Raw genomic sequence first — 15,110 nt, forward strand, 5'->3', positions numbered from 1 at the left:
TTCTTAAAAATATTGAAAGGTCTTATCTGTAACTATTCGAAGCCATTAACTTTAGAATTTTTCTTATGATTGAAGACTTTCGAATTAGAAAGCGCGTATATCGTATCAATATAAAACGATTAACATTGTACGTATTCCAATACGCATTAATTAGTGCAGGATTTATATAGAGCTTAGAATCAGGAATCTTTAAATGGAGGTCAACGTGTTCGCTTACCAAAGCACCGGTTCTATCCCACGAGTCGTAGTTATGGTCAAAGAATATAGCCGACTTGTAAATCCCAAAACCACCAAATGCAGAATCTACCTGGATCCAAGGTAATGACTTCGGAATTCTTCTCATCTTTGAATAAATCGTAGACTTTCGAATTTTATTTCTATTAAGTAGAGATCTCAAATTCTTGAAAAAGAAATGCTTATTGCTTTCATTCATAAAGGCAGTTCTTTTGTTGTGTAATTCCGCGAAACAGTCGCCGTCTTGCCAATCTTTACAACGGAGTGCATAAATATCTGAATAACCACCTAATTGATTAGAAAAACATGCGTCCCAAACTATTTCATCCTGAAAGCAACTTGAAACTCCAATTTCACTGATTTTGGAATTCATTCCGTCAAGATCGGCAACTATGACGTAACTTAGGTTTTTCTTTGAATATTCTCCCCTGATGTGATTGACATAAGTATTACGGCAATACCTCAATCTTTCAATGCGGTTAGGAATGTCAGGTGAAAGCGTTCCTAAAGTTACGTAAGAAAAGTTTGGTATCGTCTTCGAAAGGGAGTTCAAAGTTTGTAATGTCGAATCTGATGAATCAGATTCGACTAAGAAAACATCGACCTCAGAAAAATACGTAAGAGCGCTTAAAACTCGCTTCAGTTCATTTTCAAGAACGGAAGCCACGTTTGAAACAGTCCCAACCAATAGAACCTTACCCGTGCTCATTTGCAAATATCCTAGAAGTATTTCTTATCTAGGACGGCGGCGACGCTCAGACGAATTAGGCCGAGGTTTTCTAGAGCCACGGGACGGTCCCTTGCTTTCTACAACTGGCGTGACATAAGGAATTCCCGAAGGTTCTTGAGCGCCAGTGATTCTCATTAAATCTTGATCTAACGGTTTAACGCCTACAAACTTAGGAGTAACTCCAGCGCGCGTGGTAAGCCCCCCAACAGATTTCTGCTGTTTAGTTGTTGCCAGAGTAACAACCGCACCGGCTTCTCCCGCACGAGCAGTACGTCCTGAACGGTGTAGATAATCTTTATGGTCGGTAGGTGCGTCAACATGTACAACAAGAGAGATGCCATCCACGTGAATACCACGCGCTGCCACATCTGTTGCTACTAGTGCAGCATTTGCCTGCTGCTTGAACAATGCAAGTGTCCGAGTACGCACTGCCTGTGACTTGCCACCGTGAAGTGCTCCTACAGGAACACCCGCATGCGCAAGTTTGTCAGCAAGACGATCTGCGCCACGTTGAGTTTTTACGAAAAGAATCGTCTTTCCATTGCGTGCTGCAATCTGATTTGTGATGTCATCTTTATCGCCAGGGTGCATCACGAGAACGTAGTGCTCCATTGTTGAAACAGATGCTCGGTCATTTTGTAGAGAATGAGTCTTAGGATTATTTAAGTACTGACGAACCAAAGCATCGACACCTCGATCAAGAGTGGCAGAGAAGAGAAGTCGCTGACCATTTGGTTTAGCTTGGTCAAGAATTTCTTTAACAACTGGCAAGAAGCCCATGTCGGCCATTTGATCGGCCTCATCGAGAACCGTGATTTCAAGGTCATCAAGTTGCACTTCGCCTTTGTTGAGCAAGTCAATTAGTCGTCCAGGAGTTGCAACGAGAATCGCTGTTGCTTTACGCATTGCAGTTATCTGTTTGGCATAAGGCATTCCACCTGCGATAACTACTGAATCATGACCGATTGCGCGGGCGAGAGGGGTTAGAACCTCATCAATTTGCTGGGCAAGTTCGCGAGTTGGTGTTAGAACTAAAGCCAATGGCCTATGTGGCTTAGCTGCTTTCCCACTGATATTTGTGAGCAAAGCAAGGCCAAAAGCAAGGGTTTTACCTGATCCGGTTTGTCCGCGGCCAAGGATGTCGTGACCGGCAAGTGCGTCAGGAAGTGTTGCAATCTGAATTGGGAATGGATTTGTGATGCCTTGGGCGTTCAGTGCATTAGCAAGTGCCGGTGCGATACCCAAATCACGGAAAGTAGTTGTTACTTCAGATAAAGGTGTTGCATCAATCAAATTAGCATCAGCTAAGTTTGCAGAGATGTAATTGTCATCTGCACCGAAATCGACAGCTGCGTTGTTATGAGTCTTGAATGCTTTGCGATCATCGCGGGCATAAGCAGGTGAATCGTTGCGGCGATCACGAACTGGCTTGGCAGGACGTTCGGCACGGTAGTTCGATGCTGAAACATCTGGTGCAGATTTATGTTTTGCAAAAGTTTGCTTTGATGGTGCCCCTGGCTTGTATTTCTCGCGCTTGCCAGGAATAAAGTTTGGACGCCCATCATCTGTGCGGGCAACACGTTCTTTAGCTGCATCGCGACGAGTTGTTGGACGAGTATCTGGTTTCTTGAATTCTGGACGTGCCGTTCGCTCGTTACGATCTGAAACAAATTTCTTTGCACGTGATTCTGGCTTAACAATTTCTTCACGAACTTCGCGTGGCTTTGATGCTGTCTTTTCTTGGTATCGCTTTGCTCGCATCTTTGAGCGTTCTGTTAAACGAGCATCTTTCTTAGAAAGAGTTGATGTGTCGATATCTGAATAACGTTTTGTTGATGGCCTGCTAGCCGGCTTAGAAGAAGCGGCTTTAAATGGTTTTGCTGCTGTGCCTTTACGTGCTGATTTTTCTGCAATTGTGTGGCGTGGCTTTGAAACTGGGGTTCCAGCAGAAGACTTCTTGGCGCGGGGCTTGCCGGCTTTGGCAGATGCTGCTCTGCGGGCTTTTCCGGGCGCGGTTGTACGTGGCTGTAGAGACATAGAAATGCATACCAATCGAGACGACAAGCGCGTCTCGGGTATGGCCTCGAATGGGCCAGGGCGGTGATAAGACTCGCAAGTAAGTGGCCATCTGGCTCACTTTGGGGGGAAGTTCATCGATGCGGGGCGCGTCGATGAACATAGGGTAGCGCAATCTATAAAGATCTCCAAAATCTCTAAAAAGTGATCATGAGAGCCAGTTTTACATGAATTGTTGCCGTGGTGCGCATCGAGATTCGCTACTTAGTGGCGAGTAGGTTTATTGGCCGTCTTGTTTTAACCTTACATAGTGGAAATCAGACCATGCAATTAAAATTTTCCCCAATTATAGGCGTAGTTGTAGATGAGTGACTTTGTGACGCTGAGTTGCCCTGCTGAGCTCCAATTTCTTCGCCCAGTAATTGTTGAAGACCTTTGCAGAGTGGGGAATTTGTCTGACGGTGGCTATGCCATGACCCTTTCTGCCATCGAAGGATGCAATCGCTTTATTTCTCTGGGTCTTGGTGAGAATTGGTCATTCGAAAAATCAGTTTCCAAGCTCAAACCGAATGCAACAATAGATATTTTTGACCATACAGTTTCCCTTACTTTCTTTGCAAGGAAGGCGTTGAAGGGATTAGTTAAATTTCTTTTATTTCAAGATTCGAAAGAGAATCTTCTGGAACGGTTTAGTAGATTGAGAAGCTATTATTTTTTTTGGATTAAGAATAATAAGAATAATCACCATAAAATTAAAATTTCGAGAAATTCTCTGGAAGAAGCTTTATCGAACTACTCAACAGCCGAAGTGTTTGGACTTAAAATTGATATTGAAGGTTCAGAATGGGAAATTTTGGATTTGATTGCCGAGAATCAAGCCAGATTTGAATTTATATTAATCGAAGTCCATGAATTTGATCGACACACTGATCAATTGAAGTCTTTTCTCAACGTTCTATCTGACAGTTTCGTTCTTGCCCATCTCCATGCCAACAATTTTGAAAATTTGGGAAGCAACGGATTTCCCAGAGTCTTTGAGATCACTTTGCTAAAGTCGCCAGGAGCCACAAATCCAGCTGGCTACCGGAGCGAACTGCCGATTCCTGGCTTGGATGTTCCGAATGCCAAAAATCGACCGGATTTCCTTATCAAGTTTCAGTAAATGCACTGTCTTGCTGGTGAAATGTCCGTTTTGTCCCTTCCCCGCTACATATAGGGCTAGGATTCGTAGAAGGCTATAGAGGCACCGACGGGTGTCGCTGAAGTACAAAACCGGTTAAGAAGGAAGTCCCAAAGTGGCATTTAAGAAGTCTGCAGCCTCTGCAGGTCCTCGTGTGTGGACCGTCGCAGAGCTCGGTGCTTTCTACACAGAGCACCGTTCAGAGCTTCTCGCCCACGCTAATCGCGTCCTAAAGGATTCCGCTAAGGCTGAAGAAATCACCCAAGATGCCTTGATTAAGTTCATGCTTGCTGCTCCAGAACTTGAATCAAAAGATCATGCACTTTCTTATTTGCACCGCACCATCGAAAACCTCTGCATCGACTTGTTCCGCCTTGAAGGTCGTCGCCCTAACCTTGTGGTTATCGACGATGCCCAGGCTGAGGTTGAAGCTGCATGGCAGGTAGACGGGGATCATTCACAAGCTATTTCTGCTGCAGAAGATGCAGCAATCATTCGTCAGGCTTTGGCACTTCTTTCTCCTGCAGAGCGCGCAGCGCTTGTTATGTGGGAAATGGAAGGCCGTTCAACAGAGGAAATCGCAGCAGAACTTGGAATCAAGGAATCTGCAGTGCGCCACACTGTTTCTCGCGCTCGCACATCACTTCGCCGCGTGCTTTCAGAGCTCGTTATCGACGAAGAGCGTGGCCTAACAGCGCTTGACATGCTTTCTACTACTTACAAGAAGGCAGCAGAGCTTGCCCAGAAATCTTCCAAGGTTGCTCTTTCACTCCTATTAGTTGTCACCGCTTTCCTTGGCTTTAACGCAATGACCGGCCGCGAAGGAGTATCGATTACTCCTTCTGCTCCATCAGAGATCGCATCTGGCCCAGTTGCTGGCTCATCTGATGCGGTTGCTCCAGTTGAGGCAAGCACTCCAACACCTTCTATTTCAATGCCAGCTAAGAAGTCCAGCACCATGGTCTCAGGCGTGGCAATCAAGTCAGCCAAGCTGGTCTTCCCAGGCTTGGACGAAAAGGGCATCCCAACAGGTTTCACTGTTGCGACCCAGGACGGCACCCCAGGCACCATCCGCGTAAATAAAAATACGCCGGTAGCCACTGAAGCCGGAACAGAGTTGACCACCCAGGCCATAACAGCGGTCGGTGGCCCAAATGTGATGATCTCTCAGAGCATCACAGTGGATGGCAACGGCACCACTTACCTCGTAAATGGGGTTTCAGCTGGTGTTGCAGGAAGCTGGACCCCACTCAACCTAGGCGCCACAACTGCCGATTTTGAGCGGATGTCCAACGGGCAGTACCTTGTGACCGTTAGAATTCTCGTAGTCTCAACCCCAACTTCAGAGTTCTATATTCCCGTGGGCAACCGCGGCTTCGACCTAACAGGTCCTATCAAGTCGATTACAACTCGACTAGTTCTTAATGCAGGCAAGACACAAATTTTGGCTCAGTCAATTCTTGTGACTGAAGACAAGAAGTAAAAGGTAAAAAGGTGAAGCACGTGAAATTTCACCTAAATAGATTTCTCCGTCGCGTCCGGATACACGGCGGGGAATTTGATACATCAGCACGTGCGATGTATCGAGAAGGAGTGACTAGTTCACTCCGAGCCGACCTACGGATCGTCCGTAGATCGACTATCGAAAGGAAACAAATGTCTACAAAGACAACTTTCAAGCGCATTGCGCTTGTAACAGTTGCTGCGATGGGCTTTGGTGTTATGTCAGTTGTGCCTTCAACGGCTGCAACTTCAGCGGACACACTAACTCTCTCATCGGCTACAGCATCAATGAAAGATAGCGAAACATCGACAGCTACAACTGCGACTCTCGCTTTCTACGGTGCATTAGCTTCTGACTCAATGTCAGTAACAGCTTACGTAACTTCATCACCAGCAGGAAGCACAGCTGTTCCACAGCTGACACTTGCTGAAACTTCAAACGCTTTTGTTGACACAGTTGCAATGACTGCGGCACAGGGCCTAGTTGGCGATGACCTTGCTCAACTTGCTTATGTTGCTCCATCTGAAGCCGTTAAGTATGTGTCTGCAAAGTTCAAAATCAACATGGTGGCATCAACTGGTTCACAAGATGCAGGTGTAAAGGTTGGAACATACGTTCTTACACTTGTCCCAGCCGTAACAGCTGGTGGCGGACTTAAGAACGCTTCCAACGCAACATTGACAATCACTGTAACAGCGGATCCTTTGACAGATACGGTTGCAACTTCTGCAACTTCAATCATCACAACATCAGCTGACACCACTGTTGCTTCAGATGCAACTGTTACTGCTGTAAAGACAGCGAAGACTGCAGCGACGTCTGCAATCTCAGCGGCATCTAACCAAGTTGCTTACATCAAAGTAACTTTGAAGAATGCTTCAGCGGTTACAACAACTGGTGAGTCTTACACAGCTATTGTTAAGTCAGGACCTGGTCTTCTAGGTTCAGGCGCAATCACAAATACTTACGCAACTAAGTCAACATTATCTGGAACAGCAGATGCACGTGGTCGTGCAATCGCTGTTGCAGCCGGCGACGCGGTAGCAGTATATGGTGATGGCTCTTCAGGAGTTTCAACAATTGAAATCCAATCAAAGGCTGGCGTTGTTCTCGCAACTGAGACAATTACATTCTTCGGTGATGCAACAACAGCAACAGCAACAGTCGAAAAGGCTGTTATTGGAGTCTCAGCTCAGGGTGCAGATGCTGTTCTTGTTAAGCTTGCTGATGCAGCAGGTACAAACATCATGACAACACCTGTTACTTTCTACGTAACTTCTTCAGATACAACAAAGATCTCAGGAAATTACACATCACAGTCAGTCGCATACGACACTACTGAAAAGGGCTACCTAGTAGACCTAACAGCAGTAGCTGCCGGAACTGCATCAATCACAATTGGTACTAAGTCATCTGCAACAGCCACTACTGGTGTAAATGCAGCAGCTGTATCAGTGCGTGTTGGTGGAGGAGCAACAGCTCTTGACGATATCAAGGTTGCATTCGACAAGACTTCATACCTTCCAGGTGAACTAGCAGTAATCTCTGTAACACCTGTTGACAAGGACGGCCTTGTTCTTGCTGATGGCGAAACCTACACAGTATTCGCAACAGGCGGAATCGTTGCTCCAGTACAACTAGGTGGCGGTTCAGCGACTATCACTGGAACACAGCTAACAGGAAGCGGCCTTGGCCTAACTTCAGGCGTACAGACCTTCAAGATCTACATGCCTGCATACCAGGGAACATTCACCTTCAAGTACACAACAGGAACATTCGCTACAACTGCTAAGTCAGCAGTAGCAAAGACTGTTTCAGCTGATGTAGTTGCGGCAGATGGTGGAGCAGCAGCTGCTGCAGCAGAAGAAGCAACAGCAGCAGCGAACGATGCTACTGATGCAGCTCTATCTGCAGCAGAGGCAGCAGAGGCAGCAACAGCTATGGCACAAGAGGCCGTAGATGCAGTTGCTGAGCTTTCAGCACAGGTCACACAGTTGATCTCAGCACTTCGTGCACAGATCACTACATTGACTAACCTCGTAGTAAAGATCCAGAAGAAGGTAAAGGCTTAATTAGCCTCGATCTTCTAAAGATCTAGAACCGAAACCCGGTTCCCTCTTCGGAGGGGCCGGGTTTCGGCTTTCTGGGGGCAAGTTTGTGGGTAATAAGTAGTTAAGTAGAAAGTAAGATTAGGCTTATGTTGAACTCGGTTGCAGAGAAGTCACTTGCCCGCCTATTGATGGTCGGCTCAACCTTTATAACCATCTTTGTAGTTTGGGGCGCCGTTACTGATCCGGTAAATGTGACCAAGCTACTTGCCCTTGGAGGGGTTGCCGGCGCAGCCATAACGCTTGCTATTTCATTTGGGGCTAGAGATCTTTGGGCAAACTACAAGGTGGCTATTGCCTTGGCTGTTGTTTTCTCATTCACTGTTATTAACTCGGTTGTGCAAAGTGATGCACCAATGTCGCAACTTGTTTATGGTGCATACGGAAGAAATACGGGTCTCGTAACTTACTTCTTACTAATTCTACTTTTTGTTTCAGCCCTTGCGTTATTCCAGAAGGCTAGCTTTCTAAAGGTCTCCTACGGCCTGCTTGCTGCTGGCGCTGTGAATGCCATTTACTCCTTATGGGTAATCACCTTCGGAGACTTTATTGGCTGGACCAACCCGTACGGAAATATTCTAGGCACGTTTGGTAATCCAAACTTTATTGGCGCATTTCTTGGGATGTTCGCAAGCGTTTTATTTGCCTTAACAATTAAACCGAATCTTGATTGGAAATTTAGAGCACCATCAATCGTATTGCTTTTGATTACATTCATTGAGATTGAGTCATCGAGTGCTATTCAGGGAATTGTCGTTGCAGCTGGTGGCATGTCCCTTGTTGGTTTCTTTTTCCTTAGATCTAAATTTGCTTCTCCACTTATCCCGAGTGTTTATTCTCTCCTCGTGTTGATTGGCGGAGTAATCGCTACGCTGGGCGCTCTTCAAAAGGGACCGCTCACAAGTTTGATTTATAAGAATTCAGTTTCACTTCGTGGAGAATATTGGCAAGCCGGATGGAATATGGCTGAGAAGTTCCCATTTTCAGGCGTTGGTATGGATACTTACGGTGATTGGTATAGAAGGCTTCGAGATGATCAAGCGCTGATAAATCCGGGGCCTAACACCATCTCTAACGCTGCACACAATGTGGTTCTTGATCAACTGGCTTATGGTGGTTGGCCAATGTTCATTGCATACATCGCAATTATTATTTTGGTCACAATCGCAATTGTTAAAGTGGTGCTGCGGAATAAATCTTACGACTTCACCTTCATAGGACTTGCAGTTGCTTGGATTTGCTATCAAGTTCAGTCGATCATCAGTATCAATCAGATCGGCTTGGCCATCTGGGGCTGGTTACTTGGCGGCACATTGATTGCTTACGAGCGCGCCACACGAATTTCTGATTCAAAAGATGGTGCGAATCAAGGTAATATTGGGTCAATAAAAAGCAAGAAGACAAAGCAGAGCGTTGGACTTTCTCCATTCATGGTCGGAGCACTTGGCGCTGTAGTTGGTTTATTGATAGCCGTTCCTCCGTATAGTTCTGATACAAAGTGGAAAGCCGCACTTAGCAGCGGAAGTGTTGAGCAAATAGAAAAGGCGCTGACGCCTGGATATTTAAATCCACAAGGTTCTTTCCGCTATGCAAATGCAACACAACTTTTTGAAGCCAATAAACTTTATGATCAAGCGTACAAATACGCGAAAATTGGAGTCGATTTTAATCCTGAATTTTTCGATGCTTGGAAAATGCTCTATTACATTCAGAAGTCAACTCCCGAAGAGAGAGAGTTAGCGAAGAAAAATTTGCTACGAATTGATCCTATGAACAAGAACATTTTTGACGTGCCAAAACAATGAAGATAGCGATCATCGGACAAGGTTATGTCGGACTTACAATCTCGGCATTCGCCTCCAAACACCATCAGGTTATCGGATTCGATAACAATCTTGAGAATGTCGAGCGGCTTAACAAAGGCATCTCTCATATAGAGGGTGTTGAATCAAAAGATATTGCTGAAGCGATTTCTCATGGAAAATATCTTGCGACAAGTAGCCCATCCGATATTTCAGGTGCAGATATCGTAGTGATAGCTGTTCCCACACCCCTAACTCAAGATAGAAAGCCAGATCTTGGATATATTGAATCTGCGTGTAAAACTATTGGCTCTTCTCTTTCGAAACAGGCACTGATTATTAATGAATCGACATCTTTCCCCGGAACACTTCGCGACTACATAAAGCCACTTGTTGAAATGTACTCAGCAAACAAAGTGGATCATTTATATGCGATATCCCCAGAACGCGTTGATCCAGGCCGTACCGATTGGAATCAAAAGAATACCCCAAGGCTCTTCGCAGGATTAACGCAAGAAGCGACCGATAAAACTAGAGAGTTTTACTCAACATTTTGTGACAACTTGGTAGAAGTTTCTTCACCAGAAGTCGCCGAAGCCGCAAAGCTTTTCGAAAATACTTTCCGGCAAGTTAATATTGCGCTTGTAAATGAATTTGCAGAGATTTCACATGCGCTTGGAATCTCAGTTCATGAAACTTTAGAAGCGGCGAACACGAAGCCCTACGGATTTATGAAATTCAACCCTAGTGCCGGTGTAGGTGGACATTGCATACCTGTTGATCCTTCTTATCTTGCCCACGTTGCGGCTGAAAAAGGTGTTCCAGCAACTTTTATTGAGCGAGCAAACGAAGTAAATCTTGAAATGCCAAAATACATAGTTGAACGCGTAAAAAGTGATAACCAAGGAACACTAAATGGTAAAAAAGTTCAAGTGGTTGGTGTTGCCTATAAACCAAATGTTGCAGATGTTCGTGAGACTCCAGCAGAACTTGTTATTCAAGCATTGAAAGCAGAGGGCGCTTTGGTGACTTGGCACGATCCGGTGGTTAAAATCTGGCGAGGCCGAGAATCTTCTGCTTTGGGCGGTGCAGAAATTGCAATTGTTGTAACTCTACATTCAGTTATTGACATCGAATCCGTAAAGAAATCGGCTCCGTATGTATTTGATACAACTGGCAAAATCAGTGGAGCTAAAGGGCTTTAGTAATTCGCTGACGGATCGCAAGTATTCCCGCTACCTGCAATAAAATACTAAGGCTCATCGTTGGAATTCTAAACCGATGATCGCCAATTGTTCCCAATGTTATTAGCCAAGCAAGTGCTATTGGTGTTAAAGCGAGCACTGCTACTTGCATTTCAAACTTCCCTCGGCGCTTAAGCGAAAAGAATCCCCAAACTAGTAGAGCTAGTTGTCCAACAAGCCAAGAGTAGGAAATGAACTTTCCAAATCCCCCTCGGACAAGATTGGCACCATCTACCGACTTCTGCATGTTCTGGACAGGTGAAATCTTTAGCCAAGGATTTCTGGCCATCGTTCCTTCGGCAACTGGACCAGACCATGGAGACCAGAAATAGAGAGATTTATTGAATGCGAGCTTAACTGTCTTTGAAGGGTTAGATAAATACCATTTCACGATACAGAGAACTAGTTCGTTTTCTGAAACTTCTGCACCAGGAGTTTTCGGTTCGCATGCAATCCCAGGGCCAATTCGGTTATAGCCACCAAGAGTATCTTCGCCAACCCCAAGATACATCGTCACACCTAAATTGGTTGAGATAGTTGCCTTATCTACAGCTTGGGCGTTTCTGAATACTAATAAAGCCGGAAGCAGGACGATTGCAATAGCACCTACAGCTATGAACTTAACATTCAGTTTTTTTCCATATAGATAAAACGTATGAATCAATAGAAATACAACCCCAACCAATAGAAATCTCGGTTGAACAAAACTGGCAAGCCCGAACCAAAGGCCAATAAAAGCAGCTATACGCAAAGATTTATTATCTTCATCAGGCTTCGTCAAAGATTTGATTGCTAGACCGAGAGCCATCATCATGCAGGATGCAACGGGAGTCTCATATCCAATGGCCAAACTTCCCAAGGCAAGAGTCGGGTTGAAGCTAATCAGTAAACTTGCTGTAAACGCCAGGTAAGAAAGAGTCGATTTTTGAATAGCTTTACTCAAAAAGTAAGTTGAATAAGCAAAGAAAAGTGATTGAACAATGCTCAACATATAGAGAAATTTGGTCAAGGAAATTGCTGCGAAAGGCCAAATCAGAATTGGATATCCGGCTGGCCAGTAAGTGAGCTTTTCTTGAGTGGAAAAGAATCCTTGATTTAATAGACCGTCAACACCGGCCAGGTAATTTTCTCCATCCGCGCCAGCCCAGCCACCGGCTTGGATATTGAAAATGACAATTAGCTTGATTAGGAGCGCGATTGCAGGGAAAACAATCAGGTATTTGTTTAATTTTCGGTCGCTCTTTGCAAGTTCAACAATAGACTTCTTTGACTTTATTTGCTTAGCCATTTCCCTACTCCTTTATGTGACTTTCTTACTTATTCATTTCAGAAGATACGTCGTCAATGATTGAATCCAAATTGTTTTCTGGTGACCAACCGATTGCGTTCATTATCTTTGTGATATCCGGAACGCGGCGCTGCATATCTTCATAGCCAGCCGTGTAAGCCTGATCGTATGGCGTGTAAGTCAGTGTTGAAGTTGATTTTGTGCGCTCGATGATCTTTTCAGCAAGTTGGTTGATTGTGGTTTCGCCAACTCCACCGATGTTGTAGACCTCACCGATTGTTGAATCGGTCTTGGCAATTGTCAGGATTGCACGGACAGCGTCCGCAACATGGCAGAAGACTCGGGATTGGGTTCCATCGCCGTAGATTGTGATTGGTTCGTTTTTGAGTGCAGACTGGATAAAGCGTGGAACAACCATTCCATAGTGGCCGGTTTGACGTGGGCCCACGGTATTGAAGAGGCGAACGGTGGTTACTTTGAGTTCCTTGGTTAGAAACAGTGCGTGAGCGATGGCTTCTTCGAGAGCTTTGGCATCTGAATAAGTCCAACGAATCTTCTGTGGAGCACCGACTACGCGGTCATCGGTTTCAGATAAAGGTTGCTTAGGGTTCTTTCCATAAACTTCAGAAGTACTTGCGATGATGATTCGCTTATTGAGTTTGGTTGCGGCATTTAGAACTACCTCAGAACCTGTGAAATTTGTTGAAACAGATTCGATTGGGTTTTCCAGGATTGTGTTAACGCCAAGAGCTGCTGCCATGTGCAGAACTAGGTCGGCAGGGGCCATCGCTTTTTCGACGAGGGCGACGTCGCGGATATCGCCTTGGTGGATTTCGATCTGGTCTTTGATGTGGGCGATATTGGCTGCAGATCCCGTGGACATGTTGTCGAGGATCGAGACCTGGTGGCCTTCTATAAGCAGGGCATCACAGAGGTGAGAACCGATAAAACCGGCTCCACCGGTGATGAAAACGCGCATAGGGTGAAGTCTATCGGGGCAAGTGTGGAAATTTAGGGGCTGGCTCTCGGGTATCGCCCAGATAGTTCACAGAGTTATAAGGCAGGCTTTGCATATGACATCGGTAGCGGGCGTTCGTAAGTATTCGAGTGCGGGCACCGATTGGGCTGCGTGGTTGTTGGGTATTGGCTTGGGGCTCACCTTGGCGTTGCAGTTAACGACGATGAGCCATAGCGATATCACATCGGTTTATTCAGCGATTGTAGGTGCGCTTTGCTGAAGTAAATGAAGTAAAGCCTGAAATTGAAGACAACGATGTATTCAACTCGAGACTCAAAGATCCATCTGCATTTACTTGAAGCGCAACCACCCCACGATCACGGCCTGTGACGATGGTGTAACCAACCGGCCAAGGAGCCATACTTCCTGGAGGATTTGTGGCAACACCAGCCGGTGGTGCATAGGAAAGTTGTGCAAGTTTGTAGACAACCATTCCACTAGCTGCTGTTAATTTATCTGGCGCAACCTGACCGGATGCAACAACAAGTACGGCTTGATCAGCATCACCCTTTGGATCGTTCCACCAACCAGATGAAAAGACCCATGCTTTGGTATCGACTTGGTGGGGCGCAATAGCAAGGTGGCTCCAGGAATAATCGTTCTTCCCAGGAACGCTTCCGCTACCCAACATTGCGGTTGCATTTTCATAATCACTGTTTAATCGACCAGCGTAACCATTTGTTCCAGCCAAGAACCAGTTTCCTGACGCTGTTCCAGCGATATCGTAATCAATCTTTCCAATGCGTGGTGAACTTGTTTTCTGGAGCTGTGCTTCCATCGCCGTTCTGATTTCACTAGTAAAGAAAGGTAAATAGTCAGCTGTGTATGGTTTCCATGTATCCAAAGTCAGATATGCCTGCGGATTCTGGAACCCTGAAAGCCAAGTTGTTCCATCAAATATGTTGAAGTCGAGCATAGTTTCGGCTTGTCGCCCAAACTCTTCGCCCGCTTTAACTTTGACATTAGCCCTTAGATATCCATTGTTACTTGCTTTCGTAGCAAGAGATGCCAGTACGCCAGTTACTTTATTCATAACCATATAGACAGAGAAAACGTTACAACCATGGTCAATTACTACTCGATGCGAATTAGGCGATCCAAGGTTTGAAACTTCGGTGATTATTCCATCTGCCGGTGAAGTTACCGGAACATAATCAGCGGCTGTGAGTTGTGATGCGGATTTCGAGAGTGACTTCAAACCTATATAAGCGTGATCAATCGGCGTTACGTGTGTCGTAATCATGTATCCATAAGGAATTGATGGGGCTAATTGATCTAGCGGAAGTATTGGAGAAGTGAACTTAATTGTTGAGGGAGAACAAGTTGGTTCTTTGGCACTTGGTCCACCAAGAATCTGCGCAAGAGTTGGATACCAATCAGGGCGTGATGTGTAACCGCTCGCTGGTGTTTTTGGAACATCGGTTGCGAGCACGTAACTAACTTTTCCATTCTTACATATTGCAGTGATTAAACCATTCCAACCTATTTCACCATTTTTGCTGCAAGAAGATCCGAGCTGACCTAATTTGAAAGAGGTGTTTTGGTTATTTCCACCGCCTCCGCCGCCTCCGCCGCTTCCGCCTCCGCCAGTTCCAGATCCACCACCACTGCCTTGTTGTGCTTGTGGTCGCCATGAACTTTTTCCATCCCCACCTTTTGTGCAATACAGAGTTGTTCCATTTGCACTCTTTGTTGGTGCGCTGCCTTCAGTGCAGAGAAAACCTTCTGAAGCGCTTTTATTGGCAGCGGGTTTGGCTGATGCAACGCCAGCGTTCCAAACCAACTTGGATCCTTTTTTCACACACGTGAATGTCTTGTCTGCGAAATTAACCTTTTGATTTAACTTCGTACAAGTGGCTCCTGCCTTCGGATTCGCTGCGACTGCTGGTGAAGTGCCGAAAACTGAAATAGTTGCGGCAAGGGCAAGGGCTAGGACTCTTTTCATGCGAAGAAGGTACTCCCGGGGGCTGGGGATGCCTAGAGGTG

Annotated in this window: 11 protein-coding genes; 6 read left to right on the forward strand and 5 right to left on the reverse strand. The window is 45.6% G+C overall.

What is annotated here, in order from left to right:
- Window positions 1-22 precede the first annotated feature (22 nt).
- Together A1s21148_RS00400 and A1s21148_RS07470 are read right to left on the reverse strand one after the other, a co-directional pair.
- Window positions 23-943: a hypothetical protein gene (locus A1s21148_RS00400; RefSeq protein ID WP_095670534.1), complete on the reverse strand. Its 921-nt coding sequence runs from the start codon at window positions 941-943 to the stop codon at window positions 23-25.
- Between the two features lie 24 nt (window positions 944-967).
- Window positions 968-3,001 (reverse strand): DEAD/DEAH box helicase, encoded by a 2,034-nt coding sequence (locus A1s21148_RS07470; RefSeq protein WP_190276893.1) that lies wholly within the window; start codon window positions 2,999-3,001, stop codon window positions 968-970.
- Between the two features lie 343 nt (window positions 3,002-3,344).
- Between A1s21148_RS07470 and A1s21148_RS00410 the strand changes: the two genes are divergently transcribed.
- From A1s21148_RS00410 to A1s21148_RS00430, 5 genes are all read left to right on the forward strand, one after another.
- A complete protein-coding gene (locus tag A1s21148_RS00410) occupies window positions 3,345-4,142 on the forward strand; it encodes an FkbM family methyltransferase (RefSeq protein WP_095670535.1) in 798 nt (265 codons plus the stop codon).
- Window positions 4,143-4,275: 133 nt separating this feature from the next.
- Window positions 4,276-5,643 carry an RNA polymerase sigma factor gene (locus tag A1s21148_RS00415; RefSeq protein WP_223299396.1) on the forward strand — a complete coding sequence of 456 codons (1,368 nt, stop codon included), beginning with the start codon at window positions 4,276-4,278 and terminating at the stop codon, window positions 5,641-5,643.
- Window positions 5,644-5,816: 173 nt separating this feature from the next.
- Window positions 5,817-7,736, forward strand: a complete 1,920-nt coding sequence (locus tag A1s21148_RS00420; RefSeq protein ID WP_095670536.1) for a hypothetical protein — start codon at window positions 5,817-5,819, stop codon at window positions 7,734-7,736.
- 125 nt (window positions 7,737-7,861) lie between these two features.
- On the forward strand, window positions 7,862-9,577 hold the full coding sequence (locus tag A1s21148_RS00425; protein ID WP_095670537.1) for an O-antigen ligase family protein: 1,716 nt from the start codon (window positions 7,862-7,864) through the stop codon (window positions 9,575-9,577).
- Window positions 9,574-10,779, forward strand: a complete 1,206-nt coding sequence (locus tag A1s21148_RS00430; RefSeq protein WP_095670538.1) for a nucleotide sugar dehydrogenase — start codon at window positions 9,574-9,576, stop codon at window positions 10,777-10,779. The genes A1s21148_RS00425 and A1s21148_RS00430 overlap by 4 nt, the downstream gene beginning before the upstream one ends.
- On the opposite strand, the gene A1s21148_RS00435 is transcribed toward A1s21148_RS00430, so the two are convergent.
- Window positions 10,766-12,106 carry a hypothetical protein gene (locus A1s21148_RS00435; RefSeq protein WP_095670539.1) on the reverse strand — a complete coding sequence of 447 codons (1,341 nt, stop codon included), beginning with the start codon at window positions 12,104-12,106 and terminating at the stop codon, window positions 10,766-10,768. The two genes, A1s21148_RS00430 and A1s21148_RS00435, sit on opposite strands and share 14 nt — an antisense overlap.
- Before the next feature lie 25 nt (window positions 12,107-12,131).
- Window positions 12,132-13,085, reverse strand: coding sequence for an NAD-dependent epimerase/dehydratase family protein (locus tag A1s21148_RS00440; protein ID WP_095670540.1), 954 nt, complete (start codon window positions 13,083-13,085; stop codon window positions 12,132-12,134).
- Between the two features lie 94 nt (window positions 13,086-13,179).
- Here A1s21148_RS00440 and A1s21148_RS07475 point away from each other — a divergent pair, with 94 nt between their 5' ends.
- Window positions 13,180-13,344, forward strand: coding sequence for a hypothetical protein (locus tag A1s21148_RS07475; protein WP_190276894.1), 165 nt, complete (start codon window positions 13,180-13,182; stop codon window positions 13,342-13,344).
- Here the strand turns inward: A1s21148_RS07475 and A1s21148_RS00445 are convergent.
- Window positions 13,318-15,069: a M23 family metallopeptidase gene (locus A1s21148_RS00445; protein ID WP_095670541.1), complete on the reverse strand. Its 1,752-nt coding sequence runs from the start codon at window positions 15,067-15,069 to the stop codon at window positions 13,318-13,320. The two genes, A1s21148_RS07475 and A1s21148_RS00445, sit on opposite strands and share 27 nt — an antisense overlap.
- Window positions 15,070-15,110 lie beyond the last annotated feature (41 nt).

The sequence above is a fragment of the Candidatus Planktophila lacus genome (assembly GCF_002287925.1).
GTDB classification, from domain to species: Bacteria; Actinomycetota; Actinomycetes; order Nanopelagicales; family Nanopelagicaceae; genus Planktophila; species Planktophila lacus.

What these genes read in the sequence shown, in the direction of transcription:
- A1s21148_RS00400 (WP_095670534.1), bottom strand. Translation starts at nt 943, where the DNA reads ATGAGCACGGGTAAGGTTCTATTGGTTGGGACTGTTTCAAACGTGGCT.
- A1s21148_RS07470 (WP_190276893.1), bottom strand. Translation starts at nt 3,001, where the DNA reads ATGTCTCTACAGCCACGTACAACCGCGCCCGGAAAAGCCCGCAGAGCA.
- A1s21148_RS00410 (WP_095670535.1), top strand. Translation starts at nt 3,345, where the DNA reads ATGAGTGACTTTGTGACGCTGAGTTGCCCTGCTGAGCTCCAATTTCTT.
- A1s21148_RS00420 (WP_095670536.1), top strand. Translation starts at nt 5,817, where the DNA reads ATGTCTACAAAGACAACTTTCAAGCGCATTGCGCTTGTAACAGTTGCT.
- A1s21148_RS00425 (WP_095670537.1), top strand. Translation starts at nt 7,862, where the DNA reads ATGTTGAACTCGGTTGCAGAGAAGTCACTTGCCCGCCTATTGATGGTC.
- A1s21148_RS00430 (WP_095670538.1), top strand. Translation starts at nt 9,574, where the DNA reads ATGAAGATAGCGATCATCGGACAAGGTTATGTCGGACTTACAATCTCG.
- A1s21148_RS00435 (WP_095670539.1), bottom strand. Translation starts at nt 12,106, where the DNA reads ATGGCTAAGCAAATAAAGTCAAAGAAGTCTATTGTTGAACTTGCAAAG.
- A1s21148_RS00440 (WP_095670540.1), bottom strand. Translation starts at nt 13,085, where the DNA reads ATGCGCGTTTTCATCACCGGTGGAGCCGGTTTTATCGGTTCTCACCTC.
- A1s21148_RS07475 (WP_190276894.1), top strand. Translation starts at nt 13,180, where the DNA reads ATGACATCGGTAGCGGGCGTTCGTAAGTATTCGAGTGCGGGCACCGAT.
- A1s21148_RS00445 (WP_095670541.1), bottom strand. Translation starts at nt 15,069, where the DNA reads ATGAAAAGAGTCCTAGCCCTTGCCCTTGCCGCAACTATTTCAGTTTTC.